This is a genomic window from Pseudomonas sp. RA_105y_Pfl2_P56, from assembly GCF_963970845.1.
Lineage (GTDB): Bacteria > Pseudomonadota > Gammaproteobacteria > Pseudomonadales > Pseudomonadaceae > Aquipseudomonas > Aquipseudomonas baetica_A.
The window spans coordinates 27,819-48,384 of sequence record NZ_CAXAPL010000035.1; the positions used below are offsets into that span (position 1 = coordinate 27,819).

The following is a 20,566-nucleotide window of genomic DNA, read 5'->3' on the forward strand; positions in this document are numbered from 1 at the left end:
ACGGGATGTTCTCAAAAAACCAATGGATTGTTCCAGCTAAATATAAAAACTTGTACACGATTTGTTGTCTCGAGCGTCTGAGGCGACTGTTCATCCCTTGCCTATACTTGCCCTTCTATAACAAAAGTCATGACAAGAGGGCTGCGCCATGGACCATCTCGTACTCACTGTTTTCGCCCCGGACAAGCCCGGGCAGGTAGAGCGCATCGCCCAATGTATCGCCGAGCATGGGGGTAACTGGCTGGAAAGCCGCATGTCGCGGATGGCCGGGCAGTTTGCCGGGATTCTGCGGGTCGGCGTGCCGGCAGAGGCTTACGACGAATTAGTCGATGCCCTACAAACACTGTCGACGCATGGCATTCGCGTGTTGATTGCCGAAAGTGGTATCGAGCAATCCTGCACCTGGAAACCGATCGCCATGGAACTGGTGGGCAATGATCGCCCGGGCATTGTGCGCGACATCACCCGCTTGCTGAGCGAGCAGGGTGTAAACCTCGAACGTCTGGTGACCGAAGTGCGGCCGGCACCGATGAGCAGCGAGCCGTTGTTCCATGCCGAAGCGATTCTCGCGGTGCCGCTGACGCTGTCGCTCGACGTGCTGCAATCGCGCCTTGAAACCCTGGCCGATGATTTGATGGTGGAACTGGTATTACGCACAGAGGTTTAGGCGCTGCACGGGTTATCCAGTTTAAACGTGCACCTGCCTGTGGATAACCTGTAGAGACTGCCCGCAACGCCACGCCCGCCGTGGTTTTGCGGATACTGATCAAAAAATCGCCAGTATTCAGTGAGTTGCGCACAAACGGCGGGGATCACGCTGTGGATAAGCTTGGGAAGGAACGATACAGGCCACGAGAACCGTGGCCTGCGAAGTGTTGTGCGTTTTTTGATCAGCTGCGTCGGCGCAGACTTATCCACGCATCGACGCTGTAGACGGCCAGACCGGCCCAAATGAAGATAAACGCCACCAAGGTGCTGGACGACAAGTGCTCACCAAACAGCAACACCGCTTGCAACAACACCAGGGTGGGCGCCAGGTATTGCAGGAAGCCGATAGTGGTGTAGGGCAAGTGCCGGGTGGCGGCGTTGAAGCACACCAACGGAATCAACGTCACCGGGCCGGCCGCCACCAGCCACCAGGCTTCGGACGTCGTCCAGAACTCGGGTTGAGCGCTGGTCGCGGTCGGGTTGAACAGCAGCCATGCGACGGCAATCGGCACCAGCATCCAGGTTTCCACCACCAGCCCCGGCAACGCCTTGACCGGTGCCTGCTTGCGGATCAGCCCGTAGAAACCGAAGGTCAGTGCCAGCACCAGCGACACCCACGGCAGACTGCCGACCTGCCACACCTGCTGCGCCACACCGACCGCCGCCAGACCCACCGCGACCCACTGCATGCGCCGCAGGCGTTCGCCGAGAATCAACATCCCCAGCAGCACGTTTACCAGCGGGTTGATGTAATAACCCAGACTCGCTTCAAGCATGCGCCCGTTGTTCACCGACCACACATAGGTCAGCCAGTTGGCGGCGATCAGCGTGCCGCTCAAGGCCAGAATCGCCAGCCGCTTGGGGTTGTCGAGCAATTCGCGCAACCAGCCCGGGTGTTTCCACACCATCAGCAGCAGTGCGCCGAACAGCGCCGACCACAGCACGCGATGGATGATGATCTCGACCGCCGGGACTTCGGCGATGGCTTTGAAGTAGATCGGGAACAGGCCCCAGATGATGTAGGCACTCAGGCCCAGAATGTACCCGCGACGCGGGTTGGCGGCTTGCATGCAGAATCCTTGCTTAGGCAGCTAACAAAGCAGGGATTGTAAGGAGGTTTGTCGGTGAATGCCTTAGCGAGAAGGTCGGAAAATTGTGAACACTGGATAAATGTGGGAGGGGGCTTGCTCCCGAAGGCGCTGTGTCAGCCAACATCAATGTTGAATGTCAGACCGTCTTCGGGAGCAAGCCCTCTTCTACAGGGGGTGTGGTGAATCAGAACAGTTTCAGCGGTTCTTCATTGAGTGCCGACAACTGCTCACGCAACGCCAGCACCTGATCGCCCCAATAGCGCTCGGTGCCGAACCACGGAAAACTGTGTGGAAACGCCGGGTCGTCCCAGCGGCGCGCCAGCCAGGCGCTGTAATGCATCAGGCGCAGGGCGCGCAGCGGCTCGATCAGCGCCAGTTCGCGTGGGTCGAAGTCGTGGAATTCGTTGTAGCCGTCCATCAGCTCCGACAACTGCCCCAGACACTCCTGGCGATCACCGGCGAGCATCATCCAGATGTCCTGCACCGCCGGACCCATGCGGCAATCGTCGAGGTCGACGATGTGGAACATCTCGTCGCGGCACATCATGTTGCCGGGGTGACAGTCGCCGTGCATGCGGATGTTCTGGTGCGGCGTGGCGGCGTAGACGTCTTCAACACGTTTAAGCAGGTCCCGGGCGACCGATTCGTAGGCCGGCAACAGGCTCTTGGGAATGAAGTTGCCTTCGAGCAACGTGGTCAGCGAGGCATGGCCGAAGTTCTGTACGCCGAGGGCTTCGCGGTGTTCGAACGGTTTGGTCGCACCGACGGCATGAATGCGCCCGAGCAACTGGCCGAGGCGATACAACTGATCGAGATTGCCCGGCTCCGGCGCCCGGCCACCGCGACGCGGGAACAGGGTGAAGCGGAAACCGGCGTGTTCGTGCAGGGTTTCGCCGTTGTGGATCAGCGGCGCCACCACCGGGATCTCGACGTCGGCCAGTTCGAAGGTGAACTTGTGTTCTTCGAGGATGGCTTCGTTGGTCCAGCGCTGCGGCCGGTAGAACTTGGCGATCAGCGGTTCGCCGTCTTCGATGCCGACCTGATAGACGCGGTTCTCGTAGCTGTTGAGCGCCAGAATGCGTGCATCGCTCAAAAAACCGATGCTTTCAACGGCATCGAGGACGAGGTCGGGTGTGAGGGTTTCAAACGGATGGGCCATGCTGACTCCTGCGCGCAGCAGGCTGCCGCGTCCGGCCCGGCATGGTAACGCAGACTGTAAGGGTTGAGGGTTTTGCCTTGAATGGTAGGCTGCCTGTAAGGGCCCCTTCGGGAGCAAGCCCCCACCCACAGTGGATTTTCTGTGTACCTGCAATCTTCAATGCGGCACAGATCCAATGTGTGTGGGGCTTGCTCGCGAAAGCCGTTTGTCAGGCGCCGACTATTGCGCCGTCTTCACGGGTAATCGCAATCACCGAAGAGCGCGGTTTGCCGTTCGGCAGATGCTCGGGGAAAGTCGAACCGCCGTTTTCGCCGGGATGCTGAATCCCGACAAACAGGGTTTTCTGATCCGGCGAGAAGCTGATCCCGGTCACTTCACAACCAATCGGCCCGACCATGAACCGGCGAATTTCACCGGTCGCAGGGTCAGCGCAAAGCATCTGGTTGTTACCCATCCCGGCAAAGTCCCCGGCGTTGCTGGAGTCACCGTCGGTCAGAATCCACAACCGCCCGGCCTTGTCGAAACCCAGGCCATCCGGGCTGTTGAACATGTTCTGCGGAGTGATATTCGACGAGCCAGCCTTCGGCGTGCCGGCGTGCACGCCCGGGTTGCCGGCGACCACGAACAGATCCCAGGCGAATGTCTTCGACGCATGATCGTCGCGGTCGGTGCGCCAGCGCAGGATCTGCCCGTAGACGTTTTTCTCCCGCGGGTTCGGCCCGCCCACCGGTTGCCCGTCCTCGCCGCGCTTGGCGTTGTTGGTCAGGGTGCAATAAACCTGGCCGTCCTTCGGGCTGACCACGATCCATTCTGGACGGTCCATGCGTGTTGCGCCGACCACACTGGCCGCGAGGCGCGCATGGATCAGCACTTCGGCCTGATCGGCAAAACCGCTGCTGGCGTCGATGCCGTTCTTGCCGTGGGTCAACTCGATCCACTGGCCCTGGCCTTTCGGATGGTCCGGGTTGCCGTCACCGGCATCGAACTTCGCCACGTACAGGGTGCCGTGATCGAGGATATTGCGGTTGGCCTTGGCGTTGCGGTGGTTGATGCGGTCGCGGCTGACGAATTTGTAGATGAACTCGCCACGCTCGTCATCGCCCATGTACACCACGGCGCGGCCGTCGTCGGTTTCGGCCAGGGCCGCGTTTTCATGTTTGAAGCGGCCCAGGGCCGTGCGTTTGACCGGGGTCGACTGCGGATCGAACGGGTCGATCTCGACCACCCAGCCATGGCGGTTGAGTTCGTTGGGGTTCTTGGCCATGTCGAAACGCGGGTCAAACGGGTGCCAGTTGATCTCGCGGCTGGCCGCCGAGACACCGTAGCGTTTTTGCGCCGGGTCGAACTGCTGCTGGGCGTTGCTGCTGCCGAAGCAGTCGGTGAAGTTTTCTTCGCACGTCAGATACGTGCCCCACGGCGTTTTACCGTTGGCGCAGTTCTGGAAGGTGCCGAGGACTTTTTTGCCGTGTTTGTCGGCACGGGTTTTCAGCAGGTCGTGACCCGCGGCCGGGCCGCTGATACGCAGTGGCGAGTTGCCGTGGATGCGGCGGTTGTAGCGCGAGCCTTGAACGAATTGCCACTGGCCGTTCTTGCGTTGCACTTCAATCACCGACACGCCTTCGCAGGCCAGGGCTTTGCGCACGTCTTCGGCCGATTGCGGCATGCCGCCGTGCGGGTAGAGGTAGCGATAGTTGGTGTATTCGTTGTTGATCGCCATCAACGCGCGGTTTCTGTCATCCGGGAATTCGAACAGGCTCATGCCGTCGTTGTTGTCACCGAACTGCACTTCCTGCGCGGCGGCGGTGCCGTTGCCACTCGGATCGAAAGCCGGGCCGTTCTTGTGCAGCGGTTGGCCCCAACTGATCAGTACCGAGGACTTATAGCCTTTGGGCAGGGTAATGACGTCGGTGGTCGCGGCGCTAATGCTTTCAAAGCCAAGCAAGCGGCTGTTGCCGGCGCTGACGCCTGTGGCCAGCGCGCTGCGGCTCAACAGGCTGCCACCGAGAAACATGGCCGCGCCGCACAGCGCGCCGGCGCCGATGAAGCCGCGACGGCTGAGGCCGACCATTTTTTCCAGGTCAGTGGATTGGTTTTCTTCTAATAGGCTCACATCAGGCTCCCTGCTTGGTTTTGGCAGCCACCTTAATGGGGAGCGATGAAGTTTTTGTTGCAGGCCGACCCTACAGCGGCGTGCCGATCAGCACGTTGGACGGCGAGAACTGTACGTGCACCGGTTGCTCAACGTTCAGTCCGCGTGTGCGAAGTTGCAGCGGCTCAGCCAGGGCGCAGAGCGTGTGGCCGTTGGGCAGGGCGATGCGCACTTCGCTGGGGCCGTCTTCAGCGTCGAGAATGGCTTCAATCGTGCCGCGCAGAAGATTGTGACCAGATGTTGCAGGTTGCTCGATGCTCAGCAATTCGAGCCAGCCTGCCTTGATCAGCGCCACCACTTCAGTGCCCGGTTGCAGCTCCAGGTGCACGGTGCTGTCGTGGGTGATCTGCGCGTTGAGGCAAAGACCTTCGGCCAACTCCAGGCGGATCAGGTCATTGCGACCCTGGCCGGCGATCGCCACGACTTTGCCGTGCAACTGGTTGCGCGCGCTGGTGCGCAGCATCAGTCGACCGAGCAGGTCGAGGTCGCTGGCATCTTCCGCCGCTTCCAGCACCTGCGCCTGTAAGGCCTGCAGCTTTTGATAAAGGCGCAGCACCCGCTCACCTTCGCTGGACAGTTTGGCCCCGCCGCCGCCCTTACCGCCCACCGCACGCTCGACCAAGGGTTTTTGCGCCAGGTTGTTCAGCTCATCGATGGCGTCCCACGCGGCTTTGTAGCTCAAGCCTGCGCTTTTCGCGGCACGGGTGATCGAGCCCTGTTCAGCGATGTGTTGCAGCAGGGCAATGCGCTGCGGCCGTCGGACGATGTGCTGGGACAACAGGGAAGGCATGGACATGGGGGGACGCTTTTGACTTTGGCGATGGGAGGTGAAATTGGCCGCTGGCAACGCGTGAGTCAAGCCCCTGCCCGCAGGGCCGGTTGCCTGATCAGGATCCGGATTTCGGGGTGCGCGCCAGGCAATACACATCAACCCTTGCCGCGCCGGCGTTCATTAACAATCGAGCGAGCGCCTGAGCCGTGGCGCCGGTGGTCAGCACGTCATCGATCAATGCCAGATGCCGGCCGCGTACATCCGCCTGGGGCGTCAAAGCGAAAGCATTGCGCAAATTGCGTTTTCGCGCCTTGGCATCCAGATCCTGTTGCGCGCGGGTGTCTTGAATCCTGCACAGCACCTGCTCATCGCAAGGCAGGTCCAGTTTTAGGCTCAACCACCGCGCCAGCATCGCCGCTTGATTGAAGCCGCGTTGACGCAGACGTTTGCTGGCGAGTGGCACCGGTAACAACACGTCGGGGCGAGGCAGATCTTCATCAAAGCGATATTGCAGGTATTGTCCGAGAACGTCGGCGAGCAGGTGGCCAAACGGCCATTTTGCGTTGTGTTTAAAACGCGTAATCAGACTGTCCACGGGAAAGCCATAAAGCCACGGCACAGCGACCTGTTCGAACGCCGGTGGCTCTAGCAGGCAGTCTGCGCAAGTCAGGCCGGATTCAGGCAGCGGCAAAGCGCAGGTCCGGCATTGGCCCATGAGCCAAGGCAATTCGGCTTCGCAGGCCATGCACATTGGCGTTTCTGCCTCTGCCGGCTCATCGCACAGCAAACAGGTCTGTACGTTTTTTAAACAGATGTAAACTTGTCCTTCGTATCGTGGTTGACAGCGCATGGCTCTTCCTTAAATATGCCGAACATCCGTGTAGCGACTGTGGGTATTCCGTTTCCCAGTCGCCAGCCAAGCATAACCAAGGAAATACCCATGAGCGCGAGCACCACTGCCACCCTGCGTCACGACTGGTCACTGGCCGAAGTCAAAGCACTCTTCGTACAGCCATTCAACGACCTGCTGTTTCAGGCTCAGACGGTGCACCGCGCCCATTTCAACGCTAACCGTGTGCAGGTCTCGACGTTGTTGTCGATCAAGACGGGTGCCTGCCCGGAAGACTGCAAGTACTGCCCGCAGTCTGGTCACTACAACACCGGCCTTGAAAAAGAAAAACTGATGGAAGTGCAGAAAGTCCTCGAAGAGGCGGCACGCGCCAAAGCCATCGGGTCGACCCGCTTCTGCATGGGCGCGGCGTGGAAACACCCATCGGCCAAAGACATGCCGTATGTGCTGCAGATGGTCGAAGGTGTGAAAGCCATGGGCCTGGAAACCTGCATGACCCTCGGTCGTCTCGATCAGGATCAAACCCAAGCGCTGGCCAAGGCCGGGCTCGACTACTACAACCACAACCTCGACACCTCGCCTGAGTTCTACGGCAGCATCATCACCACCCGTACTTACGGCGAGCGCCTGCAAACCCTGGCTTACGTGCGTGAGTCGGGGATGAAGATCTGTTCCGGCGGCATCCTCGGCATGGGCGAGTCGCTCGACGACCGCGCCAATCTGCTGATCCAGTTGGCCAACCTGCCGGAGCATCCGGAGTCGGTGCCGATCAACATGCTGGTCAAAGTCGCTGGCACGCCGCTGGAAAATGCCGACGACGTCGATCCGTTCGACTTCATCCGCATGCTCGCGGTGGCGCGCATTCTCATGCCGCAATCCCACGTGCGCCTGTCCGCTGGTCGTGAAGCGATGAACGAGCAGATGCAGGCCCTGGCATTCCTCGCGGGCGCCAACTCGATTTTCTACGGTGACAAATTGCTGACCACCGCCAACCCGCAGGCTGACAAGGACATGCAGTTGTTCGCACGTCTGGGCATTGAGCCGGAAGCCCGCGAAGAGCATTCGGATGAAGTGCATCAGGCGGCCATCGAGCAGGCGTTGGTTGAGCACAAGAGCAGCGAGCAGTTTTATAACGCGGCGGTTTGAAGCCTGCCCCGTTTCCTTTGAAGGAATGCAAAACCCCTGTGAGGGCGGGCTTGCTCGCGAAATCGGTCTGTCAGTAAAGGCGTTGTTGGCTGATACGAGGCTTTCGCGAGCAAGCCCGCTCTCACATTAGAAAACTTGTGCTGACACTCGAGGCCTGCATGTCTTTCGATCTCGCCGCACGCCTTGCTGCCCGCCGTGCCGAAAATCTCTATCGCCAGCGCCCGCTGCTCGAATCCCCGCAAGGGCCCGATGTGGTGGTCGACGGCCAGCCATTGCTGGCGTTCTGCAACAACGACTACCTGGGCCTGGCCAATCACCCGCAAGTGATCGAAGCCTGGCGCGCCGGTGCCCAGCGCTGGGGCGTTGGCGGGGGCGCCTCGCATCTGGTGATCGGCCATAGCGGCCCACATCACGCACTCGAAGAGGCCTTGGCCGATCTCACCGGGCGCCCACGTGCGCTGCTGTTTACCACGGGCTACATGGCCAACCTTGGCGCGGTCACGGCGCTGGTCGGGCAGGGTGATACGGTGCTGGAAGACCGACTCAACCACGCCTCATTGCTGGACGCCGGGCTGTTGTCCGGTGCGCGGTTCAATCGTTATTTGCACAACGACGCCGGCAGTCTGGCCAAGCGTCTGGAGAAAGCCACCGGCAATACATTGGTGGTCACCGACGGCGTGTTCAGCATGGATGGCGATCTTGCCGACTTGCCAGCGCTGGCCCGTGAGGCCAAGGCCAAGGGCGCGTGGCTGATGGTCGACGATGCCCATGGCTTCGGCCCGTTGGGCGCCAACGGCGGCGGGATTGTCGAGCATTTCGGTTTGGGCCTGGACGATGTGCCGGTATTGGTCGGCACCCTGGGCAAGGCCTTCGGCACGGCTGGCGCATTTGTCGCCGGCAGTGAAGCGTTGATCGAGAGCCTGATCCAGTTCGCCCGTCCGTACATCTACACCACCAGTCAACCGCCGGCGCTGGCCTGCGCAACCTTGAAAAGTCTGGAGTTGCTGCGTAGCGAACACTGGCGTCGCGAGCATTTGCAGGCGCTGATCCGCCAGTTCCGCCACGGCGCTGAACAGATCGGTCTGGAGTTGATGGACAGCTTTACGCCGATCCAGCCGATCATGGTTGGCGACGCCGGCCGTGCTGTGCGTCTGTCGCAGATGCTGCGTGAGCGCGGGCTGATGGTCACCGCGATTCGTCCTCCGACCGTGCCCGCCGGTAGCGCACGACTGCGTGTGACCCTGACCGCCGCCCACAGCGAGGCGCAGGTGCAGCTATTGTTAGAGGGACTGGCCGATTGCTTAGCCCAACTGTCGTCGGAGCCAAGCCATGCGTGATCGCCTGATTCTACTGCCCGGCTGGGGCCTCGGTGTTTCGCCGATGGAGCCTTTGGCTGCTGCATTGCAAGGACTCGATGAACACTTGCATGTCGAGATCGAACCGTTGCCGGAACTCGACTCCAGTGATCTGCAAGACTGGCTCGACGAACTCGATGAACGCATTCCTCAAGATGTCTGGCTCGGTGGCTGGTCGCTGGGCGGCATGCTCGCGTCCGAACTGGCAGCGCACCGCGGCGAACACTGCTGCGGTTTGCTGACGCTGGCGAGCAACCCTGCTTTTGTCGCCCACGAACAATGGCCGAGCGCGATGCCCGGCGAAACCTTCGATGCATTTCTCGCCGGTTGCCATGCCGACCCACGGCTGACCCTCAAGCGTTTCTCGCTGCTGTGTGCCCAGGGCGCGCAAGACCCGCGCGGCTTGTCGCGGCTGATGCTCGGCGCTGCGCCGAACACGGCGCCTGCAACATTGATGGCCGGGCTGGAGTTACTCGCACAACTGGACACCCGTGAAGCCTTGCAGGCGTTTCGTGGGCCGCAGTTGCATTTGTTCGCCGGTCAGGACGGGTTGGTGCCAGCCGAGGCTGCGGGCGAGTTGTTCACCCTGTTGCCGGATATCGAAATTGGTCTGATCGAACAGGCCAGCCATGCGTTTCTTCTGGAAGACCCACACGGAGTAGCGGGCGCGATCCAGGCTTTTTTACATGAGTGCGGTGATGACTGATTTGTCTCTTGTCGCGCTGCCCGGCGGCTTGCCTGACAAGCGCCAGGTCGCGGCCTCTTTCTCCCGCGCGGCGGCCAGCTACGACAGTGTCGCCGAGTTGCAACGTGATGTCGGTACACAGTTGCTGCGGCGTCTACCTGTGGATTTCCGGCCGGCGCGCTGGTTGGATATGGGGTGTGGCACCGGCTACTTCACTCGCGCCTTGGCCGAGCGTTTTTTCGCAAGTCATGGGCTGGCACTGGACATCGCCGAGGGCATGCTCGATCACGCGCGTCCATTGGGCGGCGCCGAGCATTTCATCGCTGGCGATGCGGAGCGGCTACCGTTGCAGGATTCGACCTGTGACCTGATCTTCTCCAGCCTCGCGGTGCAGTGGTGTGCGAATTTTGATGCGGTGCTCAGTGAAGCCTTTCGCGTGCTGAAACCGGGTGGTGTTTTCGCGTTTGCTAGTCTTTGTGTCGGGACGTTGTTCGAATTGCGCGATAGCTGGCGCCAGGTTGATGGCCTGGTGCACGTCAACCGCTTCCGCGAGTTCGCTCGATATGAACAGTTGTGTGCGGCCAGTGGTTTGCGCGTCGTAAGTCTGGAGCAGCAGGCGCATGTACTGCACTACCCGGATGTGCGCAGCCTGACCCATGAACTGAAGGCGTTGGGTGCGCACAATCTCAATCCTGGCCGGCCGGACGGGTTGACCGGGCGGGCGCGGATTCTTGGTTTGGTCGAGGCTTATGAGCAATTCCGTCAGGCACAGGGACTGCCGGCGACCTATCAAGTGGTTTACGCCGTGTTGGAGAAACCCTTATGAGCGCAGCCTATTTCATCACCGGGACGGACACCGACGTCGGCAAAACCACCGTCGCCGCTGGGTTGCTGTGTGCGGCGCGTTCGGCAGGGTTGAGCACGGCGGCGGGCAAACCGGTCGCCTCCGGTTGCGAGGTGACGCCAAAGGGGCTGCGTAACGCCGATGCGCTCGCGCTGTTGGCCGAGTGTTCATTGCCGCTGAGTTATCAACAGGTCAATCCGGTGGCGTTCGAACCGGCGATTGCCCCACATTTGGCAGCGCGCGAAGCGGGTGTCGCGCTGACGGTGCAATCGCTGCTTACGCCGATGCGCGAGATTCTGGCGATGAATGCCGATTTCACCCTGATCGAAGGCGCGGGTGGCTGGCGGGTGCCGTTGGCGGATCAGGACAATCTGTCGGACCTGGCCATTGCACTGAAACTGCCGGTGATTCTGGTAGTGGGCGTGCGGTTGGGGTGCATCAGTCATGCGCTGCTGACGGCTGAGGCGATTGCTCGGGATGGCCTGCAACTGGCGGGGTGGGTGGCGAATATCATCGAGCCCAAGACTTCGCGGCTGGAGGAGAACCTGGCGACGCTGGCTGAGCGGATTCCGGCGCCGTGCCTGGGGCGCGTGCCGAAGTTGAAGGCTTTAAGTGCTGAGGCCGTAGCTGAGCATTTGCAATTGGATCTGCTTGACTAAGTTTTTAGCTATGAACAGGCACTGTGCCATTAGTGTTTTTGACGGGTGTTTTTCTGACGTCTCTGTTTCAATGGCGCCTATTGATCCTTCCCAAGGATGAGAACTTCCATGGAAATCTCCGGTAACACAGCTTTTTATGCGGGTCTGAGTACGATTCAGACCGGGCAGAACCGCGTCGATCAGGCCGCTAGCCAGATCGCCAACAATACCATTGAGCGCTCGGTTACCAGCCAGTCTTCCGAGGCGCAGGTCGATCGTCTGCGTGGCGTGGATCGCAGCCAGCAAATGGATCTGGGCAGCGACATGGTCGAGATGGCCCAAGGCAAGTTTCAAGTGGAACTGGGGGCAAAAGTCGCCAAGGCCTCCGATGAAATGCTCGGTACGATCATCGACACCTTCGCCTGATTTTTCGCCATTCATGCATTGCCGACGCCGCGCCTGTTCGCGGCGTTTTTCGTTGTAAGTCCTTCTCCCTCAACTAATCTTTTTTTATCGCCCGTGGCTCTTTCGAGCGCATGGCGGTTTGCTGTGTCCGGCGTTCGAAAGACGCGATGACGAACGGCAAAAGATCGATGCTTGACAAGATTTCGGCGTAAACGTATGTTTCAAACAACTGTTTGACCGTCACAACAAATCTACGCGGTCGTTCATTCCCGGTTACATAAGCAGAGGTTTATCGCTATGCCTGACTACAAGGCCCCCTTGCGTGATATTCGCTTCGTTCGTGACGAACTGCTCGGCTACGAAGCGCACTATCAGAGCCTTCCGGCTTGCGCAGACGCAACTCCAGACATGGTTGACGCCATTCTCGAAGAAGGCGCCAAGTTTTGTGAGCAGGTACTGGCGCCGCTGAACCGCGTTGGCGACACCGAAGGTTGCACCTGGAGCGAGTCCGGTGTGAAAACTCCGACTGGCTTCAAAGAAGCTTACAAACAATTCGTCGAAGGCGGCTGGCCTAGCCTGGCGCACGACGTTGAGCATGGTGGTCAAGGCCTGCCTGAGTCGCTGGGTCTGGCCGTCAGCGAAATGGTAGGCGAAGCCAACTGGTCGTGGGGCATGTACCCAGGCCTGTCGCACGGCGCGATGAACACCATCTCCGAGCATGGCACTCCTGAGCAGCAAGAGGCGTACCTGACCAAACTGGTTTCCGGCGAGTGGACCGGCACCATGTGCCTGACCGAACCGCACTGCGGCACCGACCTGGGCATGTTGCGCACCAAGGCTGAACCTCAGGCCGACGGTTCCTACAAAGTTTCCGGCACCAAGATCTTCATCTCGGCCGGTGAACACGACATGGCCGACAACATCGTCCACATCGTACTGGCCCGCCTGCCGGATGCACCGGCCGGCACCAAAGGCATTTCCCTGTTCATCGTTCCTAAGTTCATGCCGAACGCTGACGGCACTCTTGGTGCGCGCAACGCAGTGAACTGCGGTTCGCTGGAACACAAGATGGGCATCCACGGTAACGCCACCTGCGTGATGAACTTCGACGGCGCCACCGGTTTCCTGATCGGCCCGGCAAACAAAGGCCTGAACTGCATGTTCACCTTTATGAACACCGCTCGCCTGGGTACCGCGCTGCAAGGTCTGGCCCACGCCGAAATCGGTTTCCAGGGTGGCCTGAAATACGCTCGCGATCGTCTGCAAATGCGCTCCCTGACCGGCCCGAAAGCGCCGGATAAAGCGGCTGACCCGATCATCGTGCACCCTGACGTTCGCCGCATGCTGTTGACCATGAAGGCCTTCGCTGAAGGCAACCGCGCGATGGTGTACTTCACCGCCAAACAGGTCGACATCGTCAAATACGGCGTGGACGAAGAAGAGAAGAAGAAAGCCGACGCACTGCTGGCGTTCATGACGCCCATCGCCAAAGCGTTCATGACCGAAGTCGGTTTTGAATCGGCCAACCACGGTGTGCAGATCTACGGTGGCCACGGCTTCATCGCCGAGTGGGGCATGGAGCAGAACGTTCGCGACAGCCGCATTTCGATGCTGTACGAAGGCACCACCGGTATCCAGGCACTCGACCTGCTGGGCCGCAAAGTGCTGATGACTCAAGGCGAAGCCCTGAAAAGCTTCACCAAGATCGTCCACAAGTTCTGCCAGACCAACGAAGGCAACGAAGCCGTTAAGGAATTCGTCGAACCGCTGGCTGCACTGAACAAAGAGTGGGGCGAACTGACCATGAAGGTCGGTATGGCCGCCATGAAAGATCGCGAAGAAGTGGGCGCGGCTTCCGTGGACTACCTGATGTACTCCGGTTATGCCTGCCTGGCCTACTTCTGGGCTGACATGGCACGTCTGGCAGCCCAGAAGCTGGCAGAAGGCACTGGCGACGCAGCGTTCTACACCGCCAAGCTGCAAACCGCGCGCTTCTACTTCCAGCGCATCCTGCCGCGTACCCGTACCCACGTGGCTACCATGCTGTCGGGCGCCAACAACCTGATGGACATGAAAGAAGAAGATTTCGCGCTGGGCTACTAAGCCTTAACGCGGTCTGCACAGCCGCTGCTCCTTTCGGGGCAGCGGCTTTTTCTTGCCTGATGAAAAATTGTTTAAGCGATGAAAATTCCCCACTAAAACGCTAAGAAAAGACGATTTCCTGCCGTTAAAGAGGCTTCGATGTGACGCGCGTCACACCGCATGTGCTCAACTGCTCAAAATGCAGGCACAACGCCATCTTTTGCCGGGTCGGAGTTCTACCCTTTGCCGCGTTCTTCCGCTGTACGTCTCAGCCATTTCCTACCTTCACTGCTGTTGTTGCTCGCGGGGTTGGCGGCTGCGTACGTCAAAGACCTCAACGTGTTCTTCACGTCGCTGTTCAACGTTTTGCCGACTCTGGTGCTGCTGCTGGGCGGTGCCTACTGCGCGGTTTACCGACGTCAGCGCGAACTGTTTCTGATGCTCACGGTGTACATCGCCTACTTTTTGCTCGACACCCAGACCGATTATTACCGCGACAACGGCAAGGTGCGCGAAGACGCTGCCGTGGTGTTCCATCTGGTCTGCCTGCTGCTGCCGTTGTTGTTCGGTGTGTTCGCTGCCTGGCAAGAGCGTACGCATTTGTTTCAGGACATGGTCGCGCGGTTTGCCGTGTTATTGGCCTTCGGCAGCGTGGCGCTGGGGCTTGAGCAAAGTTACCCACAAGCGCTGCTGATGTGGCTTTCGGAAATCCGCTGGCCGGCGCTGCACGGCGCGTGGATGAGCCTGATCCAGTTGTCGTATCCGGTGTTCATCTCGGCCTTTGTGTTGCTGGCCTGGCAGTACTGGCGCAATCCGCGTCCGCTGCACGCGGCGCAACTGGTCGGGTTGCTCGGGGTGTTCTGGATGCTGCCGAAAACCTTCATCCTGCCATTCACCCTGAACATCATGTGCAGTCAGGTGATGTTGATGATTGCGGCGGCGGTGGCGCACGAGGCTTATCAGATGGCCTTTCGCGATGAACTGACCGGGCTGCCGGGCCGGCGCGCGCTCAACGAGCGCATGCAACGCCTTGGCCGAAATTACGTGCTGGCGATGAGCGACGTCGACCACTTCAAGAAATTCAACGACACCCACGGCCACGATGTTGGTGACCAGGTTTTGCGTCTGGTCGCCAGCAAGCTGTCGAAAATCAGCGGTGGCGGTAGGGCGTATCGTTATGGCGGTGAGGAATTCGCCCTGGTGTTTGCAGGCAAAACCCTTGAGGAATGCATGCCGCACCTGGAAGTCATCCGCGAGTCGATTGCTTCCTACAACATTCAACTGCGCAACCAGGAAAACCGCCCGCAGGACGATCAGCAAGGTCGTCAGCGCCGCGCCGGCTCTGGTGCTTCCAGCGTTTCGGTCACGGTCAGCATCGGCGTTGCCGAACGAGTGGAGCAGCGCAACCCCGAACAAGTGCTCAAGTCCGCGGACGAGGCGCTCTACAGCGCCAAGGGCGCGGGGCGTAACTGCGTGGTGGCGTTCGGACAGAACCGCCGTGGCGCGGTGCGCATGGACACTGCCGCCGGTTGAGTGATGACGGCGCATTCAGCGTCTGGACAATGATTGTGGGGCAGGGTGGCCGGCAGTAGGTTGAAGAAATCTGCTGACGGAGAAGCCACCATGCCCGAGTACAAAGCTCCCCTGCGCGACATGCGCTTTCTGATCGACCACGTCTTCGACTTCCACGCCAACTACGCCGCCCTCGGCGCGTATGACGCCAGCCCGGACATGATCAACGCGATCCTTGAAGAGGGCGCGAAGTTCTGTGAGAACGTTCTGGCACCGCTCAATCGCAGCGGTGACGAAGAGGGCTGCCATTTCGACAACGGTGTGGTGACAACGCCTACGGGCTTCAAGCAGGCCTTCGCACAATATGTCGAGGGCGGCTGGCACGGTCTGGCGGCGGATCCGACTTATGGCGGCCAGGGCCTGCCGAGCTCGTTGGGGCTGGTGATCAGTGAAATGGTCGGCTCCAGCAACACGTCCTGGGGCATGTACCCGGGGCTGACCCACGGCGCAATGTCAGCGATCCACGCCCACGGCACCGCCGAGCAGAAAGACACTTACCTGAGCAAACTCACCGCCGGCCAATGGACCGGCACCATGTGCCTGACCGAGGCCCATTGCGGCACTGATCTGGGCATCATCAAGACCCGTGCCGTGCCCCAGGCTGACGGCAGTTACGCGGTCACCGGCAGCAAGATTTTCATCTCTGCCGGCGAGCACGACATGAGCGACAACATCATCCATCTGGTATTGGCCAAACTGCCGGACGCGCCGGCGGGCACCAAGGGCATTTCGCTGTTCATCGTGCCGAAGTTCTTGCCGGATGCTGCGGGTGAGGCCGGTGAGCGCAATGGCGTGTCCTGCGGTTCGATCGAACACAAAATGGGCATCAAGGCTTCAGCCACCTGCGTGCTGAACTTCGACGGCGCCAAGGGCTTCCTGATCGGTGAGCCGAACAAGGGCCTGAACTGCATGTTCACCATGATGAACCACGCACGGCTTGGTACCGGCATGCAGGGGCTGTGTCTGGGCGAGGCGAGTTTCCAGGGTGCGATCAAATACGCCAATGACCGCTTGCAGATGCGCTCACTGACCGGCGCCAAAGCCCCGGACAAAGCGGCCGACCCGATCATCGTCCACCCGGATGTGCGGCGCATGCTGTTGACCATGAAAGCCTTCAACGAAGGCAATCGTGCACTGACCTACTTCACCGCGCAGATGCTCGATGTCGCGCACCTGAGCGGCGATGCCCAAGCGCGTCAGGACGCCGAAGACCTGTTGGCGTTCCTCACGCCGATCTGCAAAGCGTTCATGACTGACACCGGGCTGGAAGTGACCAACCACGGCATGCAGGTGTTCGGCGGGCATGGGTTCATTCGTGAATGGGGCATGGAGCAGTTGGTTCGCGACTGCCGGATTGCGCCGATCTACGAGGGCACCAACGGCATTCAGGCGCTCGATCTGCTCGGGCGCAAGGTGCTTGGCAGTCAGGGCAAGCTGCTGCGGGGCTTCACTAAAATCGTCCACAAGTTCTGCGCGGCGAATGCTGAGCATGCGCAACTGGGCAGTTTTGTCGCTCAGCTCAACGAGCTGAACCAGCAGTGGGGCGACCTGACCATGAAGGTCGGCATGGCGGCGATGAAGAACCCGGACGAAGTCGGTGCCGCCTCGGTGGACTATCTGATGTACAGCGGCTACATCATTCTCGGCTATCTATGGCTGCGCATGGCGCAGGTGGCGCAGGCGCAACTGGACGCGGGCGAGGGTGAGGCGGATTACCTTCGGGGGAAACTGGCAACGTGCGAGTTCTATTTCAAACGGCTATTGCCGCGCACGGCGGCGCATCGTGCGGCGGTCGAGGCGGGTAGCGATTGTCTGATGAAACTGCCGGCAGAGCTATTTGCGCTCTAAGCGCAAAAAAAAGATCGCCGCCTTCGTCGGCTTCTCCAGGTAATCGCGTTTTACCTGGGTCGCTGGCGAAGGCTGCGGTCTTTTTTGTGGTGACTAAAAATAACAAATCAGTCACCGGTTGACCCTATGTGTCGCAAAAGTTGTTGAGGTACACTCAGCCTCAACGAAAGCACCATTCCACGAATCACCTGTTTAGATCTTGCGAGGTTTGCCATGGCTGACTACAAAGCGCCGCTGCGCGATATGCGCTTCGTCCTCAATGAAGTATTCGAAGTCGCCAAACTCTGGGCTGAGTTGCCGGCACTGGCAGAGACCGTTGATGCTGAAACGGTTGAAGCGATTCTCGAAGAGGCTGGCAAGGTCACCAGCAAAAGCATTGCGCCGCTGAGCCGCGCCGCTGACGAAGAAGGTTGTCACTGGGCCGACGGTGCCGTCACCACGCCCGCCGGTTTCCCACAGGCCTATCAGACTTACGCTGAAGGCGGCTGGGTCGGTGTTGGCGGTGATCCGCAATACGGTGGCATGGGCATGCCCAAAGCCGTGTCGGCCCAGGTCGAAGAAATGGTCAACTCCGCCAGCCTGTCCTTCGGTCTGTACCCGATGCTGACCGCCGGTGCTTGCCTGTCGATCAACGCCCATGCCAGCGAAGAGTTGAAAGCCGCGTACCTGCCAAACATGTACGCCGGCGTCTGGGCCGGTTCCATGTGCCTGACCGAGCCGCATGCCGGCACCGACCTGGGCATCATCCGCACCAAGGCCGAGCCGCAGGCCGACGGTTCCTACAAGGTCAGCGGCACCAAGATCTTCATCACCGGTGGCGAACACGACCTCACTGAAAACATCATCCACCTGGTGTTGGCCAAACTGCCGGACGCGCCGGCCGGTCCGAAAGGCATTTCGCTGTTCCTGGTGCCGAAGTTCATGGTCAATGCCGATGGCAGCCTGGGCGCGCGTAACCCGGCCAATTGCGGTTCGATCGAACACAAGATGGGCATTCAGGCGTCCGCGACCTGTGTGATGAACTTCGACGAAGCCGTCGGGTATCTGGTCGGCGAGCCGAACAAGGGCCTGGCTGCGATGTTCACCATGATGAACTACGAACGTCTGGGCGTCGGTATTCAAGGTCTGGCGACTGGCGAGCGCTCGTATCAGAACGCCGTTGAATACGCCCGTGACCGGCTGCAGAGCCGTTCGCCGACCGGCGCGCAGAACAAAGACAAGGTCGCTGACCCTATCATCGTCCACCCGGACGTGCGTCGCATGCTGCTGACCATGAAAGCCTCGAACGAAGGTGGGCGTGCGTTCTCCACCTACGTCGCGATGCAACTCGACACCGCCAAGTTCAGCGAAGACGCGACCACGCGCAAGCGTGCGGAAGATCTGGTCGCGTTGCTGACGCCGGTGGCCAAGGCATTCCTCACCGACCTAGGCCTGGAAACCACCGTACACGGCCAGCAGATTTTCGGCGGTCATGGCTACATTCGTGAATGGGGCCAGGAGCAACTGGTGCGTGACGTACGCATTACCCAAATCTACGAAGGCACCAACGGCATTCAGGCGCTGGACCTGGTCGGACGCAAGATCGTCGGTAGCGGCGGTGCGTTCTACAAACTGTTCGCTGACGAGATCCGCCATTTCACCGCAACCGCCAGTGCTGATCTGGGCGAATTCACCAAGCCGCTGAACGAGGCTGTCGACACCCTTGACGAGTTGACCGCATGGCTGCTGGATCGGGCAAAAAACAACCCGAACGAAATCGGCGCGGCGTCAGTCGAATATTTGCAAGCGTTTGGCTACACCGCTTACGCCTACATGTGGGCATTGATGGCCAAAGCCGCATTGGGCAAAGAAGCGCAGGAAGATTTCTATGCCAGCAAGCTCGGCACTGCACGCTTCTACTTCGCCCGTCTGCTGCCGCGTATTCATTCGTTGAGCGCGTCGGTAAAGGCTGGCAGCGAGTCGCTGTTCCTGCTGGAGGCGGCGCAATTCTGATGATGTAACGTCATGTAAGCATTTGCTTACGTGACATGATGCTGTTCTCCCATAGGCGTAGATTGGATCCACAGCTAATCTACATTTCATGGACGTCGCGCAGGAAGCGCAAAGCAACAACACGGACACGTAGGATTCTGCCAGGGTGGCGGAGTGAAATGGATGTCAGGGAAACAGTCTGCAAAGCCCCGCTTCGGCGGGGTTTTCTTTTTCCCGCAGAAAAGTCTCAGGCCAAGGGGACCAGTGGCGATGCGCCTGTAAGCGGTCTCTCCTCACGCGCCATCACCTCTTCCAGCAATGTGCGCAATAGCGCCAAAGAAGCCTGCTGACGTTGCACATCGCGACACACCAGCCCGACTTTCAATGGCACCCGAGGTTCGCTCAGCGGTTTCCACAGCAGGTCCTGATCGTGGTACTCCTTCTGAGAACGTCCCGGCAGCACCGTCGCCAGTTTGGTGTGCGGCAGACTGTCGAGAATCCCCACCATATTGTTCAGCTCGGCCTGTACCTGCGGGCGCCGTCCGAGGCTGGTCAGCTGTGCCTGCCAGATCTGACGAATCTGAAATTCTTCCCCCAGCAGCAACATTGGCAATTCGGCCGCTTGGCGCATCGATACTTTCTTGAATTCACGCAATGGATGATCCGCCGGGATGACCAGCGTCAGTTCATCTTCGTACAGCATCACGCCATGGAGGCCCGGTTGGCGCGGTGGTAGATAGCTGATGCCGATGTCCAGCGAACCATTGAGCAGGCGCCGTTCGATCTCCAGCCCGGTCAACTCATAGATTTGCACAACGAGATGCGGTTGGGCCTTGCGCACGCGTTCGAGCAGTTGCGGCACCAGGCCGGTGTGTACGGTTTGCAGCACACCAATCGCCAACGTGCGCAACGCCTGACCCTTGAAGTTACCCAGCGCCTCGCGCGCCCGTTGCAAGCCATCGAGCAAGGGCTGCGCGTGGTTGTACAGCGTGTGCGCAGCCAGCGTCGGCAGCAGGCGTTTGCTGCTGCGTTCGAACAGGGTGACGTCGAGGTTCTGCTCAAGCTGGCGGATCTGCTGCGACAACGCCGGTTGCGAGATCGACAGCCGCTCAGCAGCCCGGCCGACATGGCCTTCTTCGTAGACCGCGACGAAATAACGCAGTTGTTTGAAATCCATAAGTAACACTTATCGAAAATGCTGGGAAATCGAAATGGCTCGAAGCCGTCAGTGGGCCTAGTCTACCCGCATTCACAAGGCTTACAGGGCCAGAAAGCGCGATGAAGAACGTTC

Annotated in this window: 17 protein-coding genes; 11 read left to right on the forward strand and 6 right to left on the reverse strand. The window is 60.0% G+C overall.

Annotated elements, in window-relative coordinates; all coding sequences use genetic code 11:
- Positions 1 to 148: 148 nt before the first annotated feature.
- Positions 149 to 667, forward strand: coding sequence for a glycine cleavage system protein R (locus AACY11_RS21285; protein ID WP_339495671.1), 519 nt, complete (start codon positions 149 to 151; stop codon positions 665 to 667).
- A 223-nt stretch (positions 668 to 890) separates the two neighbouring features.
- Here the strand turns inward: AACY11_RS21285 and rarD are convergent, their stop codons facing one another.
- The 5 genes from rarD to AACY11_RS21310 form a co-directional block, all read right to left on the reverse strand.
- Positions 891 to 1,778: an EamA family transporter RarD gene (gene rarD / locus AACY11_RS21290; protein ID WP_339430242.1), complete on the reverse strand. Its 888-nt coding sequence runs from the start codon at positions 1,776 to 1,778 to the stop codon at positions 891 to 893.
- 205 nt (positions 1,779 to 1,983) lie between these two features.
- Positions 1,984 to 2,958 carry a serine/threonine protein kinase gene (locus tag AACY11_RS21295; protein ID WP_339495672.1) on the reverse strand — a complete coding sequence of 325 codons (975 nt, stop codon included), beginning with the start codon at positions 2,956 to 2,958 and terminating at the stop codon, positions 1,984 to 1,986.
- Positions 2,959 to 3,166: 208 nt separating this feature from the next.
- Positions 3,167 to 5,068, reverse strand: coding sequence for a PhoX family protein (locus AACY11_RS21300; RefSeq protein ID WP_339430240.1), 1,902 nt, complete (start codon positions 5,066 to 5,068; stop codon positions 3,167 to 3,169).
- A gap of 70 nt (positions 5,069 to 5,138) precedes the next feature.
- Complete coding sequence (locus AACY11_RS21305) at positions 5,139 to 5,903, reverse strand: TOBE domain-containing protein (RefSeq protein WP_339430239.1); 765 nt, start codon at positions 5,901 to 5,903, stop codon at positions 5,139 to 5,141.
- Between the two features lie 91 nt (positions 5,904 to 5,994).
- Positions 5,995 to 6,729, reverse strand: coding sequence for a ComF family protein (locus tag AACY11_RS21310; RefSeq protein WP_339464452.1), 735 nt, complete (start codon positions 6,727 to 6,729; stop codon positions 5,995 to 5,997).
- 90 nt (positions 6,730 to 6,819) lie between these two features.
- Between AACY11_RS21310 and bioB the strand changes: the two genes are divergently transcribed.
- From bioB to AACY11_RS21360, 10 genes are all read left to right on the forward strand, one after another.
- Positions 6,820 to 7,875, forward strand: a complete 1,056-nt coding sequence (bioB, locus tag AACY11_RS21315) for a biotin synthase BioB (RefSeq protein ID WP_339430237.1) — start codon at positions 6,820 to 6,822, stop codon at positions 7,873 to 7,875.
- Positions 7,876 to 8,033: 158 nt separating this feature from the next.
- A complete protein-coding gene (bioF, locus tag AACY11_RS21320; protein ID WP_339495673.1) occupies positions 8,034 to 9,212 on the forward strand; it encodes an 8-amino-7-oxononanoate synthase in 1,179 nt (392 codons plus the stop codon).
- Positions 9,205 to 9,936, forward strand: a complete 732-nt coding sequence (locus AACY11_RS21325) for an alpha/beta fold hydrolase (protein ID WP_339430235.1) — start codon at positions 9,205 to 9,207, stop codon at positions 9,934 to 9,936. The genes bioF and AACY11_RS21325 overlap by 8 nt, the downstream gene beginning before the upstream one ends.
- Complete coding sequence (gene bioC / locus AACY11_RS21330) at positions 9,929 to 10,741, forward strand: malonyl-ACP O-methyltransferase BioC (protein ID WP_339430234.1); 813 nt, start codon at positions 9,929 to 9,931, stop codon at positions 10,739 to 10,741. Before AACY11_RS21325 ends, bioC begins: the two co-directional genes overlap by 8 nt.
- Entirely contained in the window at positions 10,738 to 11,418 is a 681-nt protein-coding gene (bioD, locus tag AACY11_RS21335) for a dethiobiotin synthase (RefSeq protein WP_339495674.1), read from the forward strand. The genes bioC and bioD overlap by 4 nt, the downstream gene beginning before the upstream one ends.
- A gap of 108 nt (positions 11,419 to 11,526) precedes the next feature.
- The gene (locus AACY11_RS21340) at positions 11,527 to 11,823 is read left to right on the forward strand and encodes a pyrroloquinoline quinone biosynthesis protein PqqE (RefSeq protein WP_221731127.1); all 297 of its coding nucleotides are present in this window, start codon (positions 11,527 to 11,529) and stop codon (positions 11,821 to 11,823) included.
- A 276-nt stretch (positions 11,824 to 12,099) separates the two neighbouring features.
- On the forward strand, positions 12,100 to 13,905 hold the full coding sequence (locus AACY11_RS21345; RefSeq protein ID WP_339430232.1) for a phenylacyl-CoA dehydrogenase: 1,806 nt from the start codon (positions 12,100 to 12,102) through the stop codon (positions 13,903 to 13,905).
- Positions 13,906 to 14,127: 222 nt separating this feature from the next.
- Positions 14,128 to 15,417 carry a GGDEF domain-containing protein gene (locus AACY11_RS21350; protein ID WP_339430231.1) on the forward strand — a complete coding sequence of 430 codons (1,290 nt, stop codon included), beginning with the start codon at positions 14,128 to 14,130 and terminating at the stop codon, positions 15,415 to 15,417.
- A gap of 90 nt (positions 15,418 to 15,507) precedes the next feature.
- Entirely contained in the window at positions 15,508 to 17,304 is a 1,797-nt protein-coding gene (locus tag AACY11_RS21355; RefSeq protein ID WP_339495675.1) for an acyl-CoA dehydrogenase C-terminal domain-containing protein, read from the forward strand.
- A 213-nt stretch (positions 17,305 to 17,517) separates the two neighbouring features.
- Positions 17,518 to 19,296: an acyl-CoA dehydrogenase C-terminal domain-containing protein gene (locus AACY11_RS21360; protein WP_339430229.1), complete on the forward strand. Its 1,779-nt coding sequence runs from the start codon at positions 17,518 to 17,520 to the stop codon at positions 19,294 to 19,296.
- Between the two features lie 226 nt (positions 19,297 to 19,522).
- Here AACY11_RS21360 and AACY11_RS21365 read toward each other — a convergent pair whose 3' ends face one another.
- Complete coding sequence (locus AACY11_RS21365; protein ID WP_339464447.1) at positions 19,523 to 20,452, reverse strand: LysR family transcriptional regulator; 930 nt, start codon at positions 20,450 to 20,452, stop codon at positions 19,523 to 19,525.
- Between the last annotated feature and the right edge of the window lie 114 nt (positions 20,453 to 20,566).

Excerpts from the sequence above, each read along its gene's own strand:
- AACY11_RS21285 (WP_339495671.1), top strand. The coding sequence starts at position 149 with ATGGACCATCTCGTACTCACTGTTTTCGCCCCGGACAAGCCCGGGCAG.
- rarD (WP_339430242.1), bottom strand. The coding sequence starts at position 1,778 with ATGCAAGCCGCCAACCCGCGTCGCGGGTACATTCTGGGCCTGAGTGCC.
- AACY11_RS21295 (WP_339495672.1), bottom strand. The coding sequence starts at position 2,958 with ATGGCCCATCCGTTTGAAACCCTCACACCCGACCTCGTCCTCGATGCC.
- AACY11_RS21305 (WP_339430239.1), bottom strand. The coding sequence starts at position 5,903 with ATGTCCATGCCTTCCCTGTTGTCCCAGCACATCGTCCGACGGCCGCAG.
- AACY11_RS21310 (WP_339464452.1), bottom strand. The coding sequence starts at position 6,729 with ATGCGCTGTCAACCACGATACGAAGGACAAGTTTACATCTGTTTAAAA.
- bioB (WP_339430237.1), top strand. The coding sequence starts at position 6,820 with ATGAGCGCGAGCACCACTGCCACCCTGCGTCACGACTGGTCACTGGCC.
- bioF (WP_339495673.1), top strand. The coding sequence starts at position 8,034 with ATGTCTTTCGATCTCGCCGCACGCCTTGCTGCCCGCCGTGCCGAAAAT.
- AACY11_RS21325 (WP_339430235.1), top strand. The coding sequence starts at position 9,205 with ATGCGTGATCGCCTGATTCTACTGCCCGGCTGGGGCCTCGGTGTTTCG.
- bioC (WP_339430234.1), top strand. The coding sequence starts at position 9,929 with ATGACTGATTTGTCTCTTGTCGCGCTGCCCGGCGGCTTGCCTGACAAG.
- bioD (WP_339495674.1), top strand. The coding sequence starts at position 10,738 with ATGAGCGCAGCCTATTTCATCACCGGGACGGACACCGACGTCGGCAAA.
- AACY11_RS21340 (WP_221731127.1), top strand. The coding sequence starts at position 11,527 with ATGGAAATCTCCGGTAACACAGCTTTTTATGCGGGTCTGAGTACGATT.
- AACY11_RS21345 (WP_339430232.1), top strand. The coding sequence starts at position 12,100 with ATGCCTGACTACAAGGCCCCCTTGCGTGATATTCGCTTCGTTCGTGAC.
- AACY11_RS21355 (WP_339495675.1), top strand. The coding sequence starts at position 15,508 with ATGCCCGAGTACAAAGCTCCCCTGCGCGACATGCGCTTTCTGATCGAC.
- AACY11_RS21360 (WP_339430229.1), top strand. The coding sequence starts at position 17,518 with ATGGCTGACTACAAAGCGCCGCTGCGCGATATGCGCTTCGTCCTCAAT.
- AACY11_RS21365 (WP_339464447.1), bottom strand. The coding sequence starts at position 20,452 with ATGGATTTCAAACAACTGCGTTATTTCGTCGCGGTCTACGAAGAAGGC.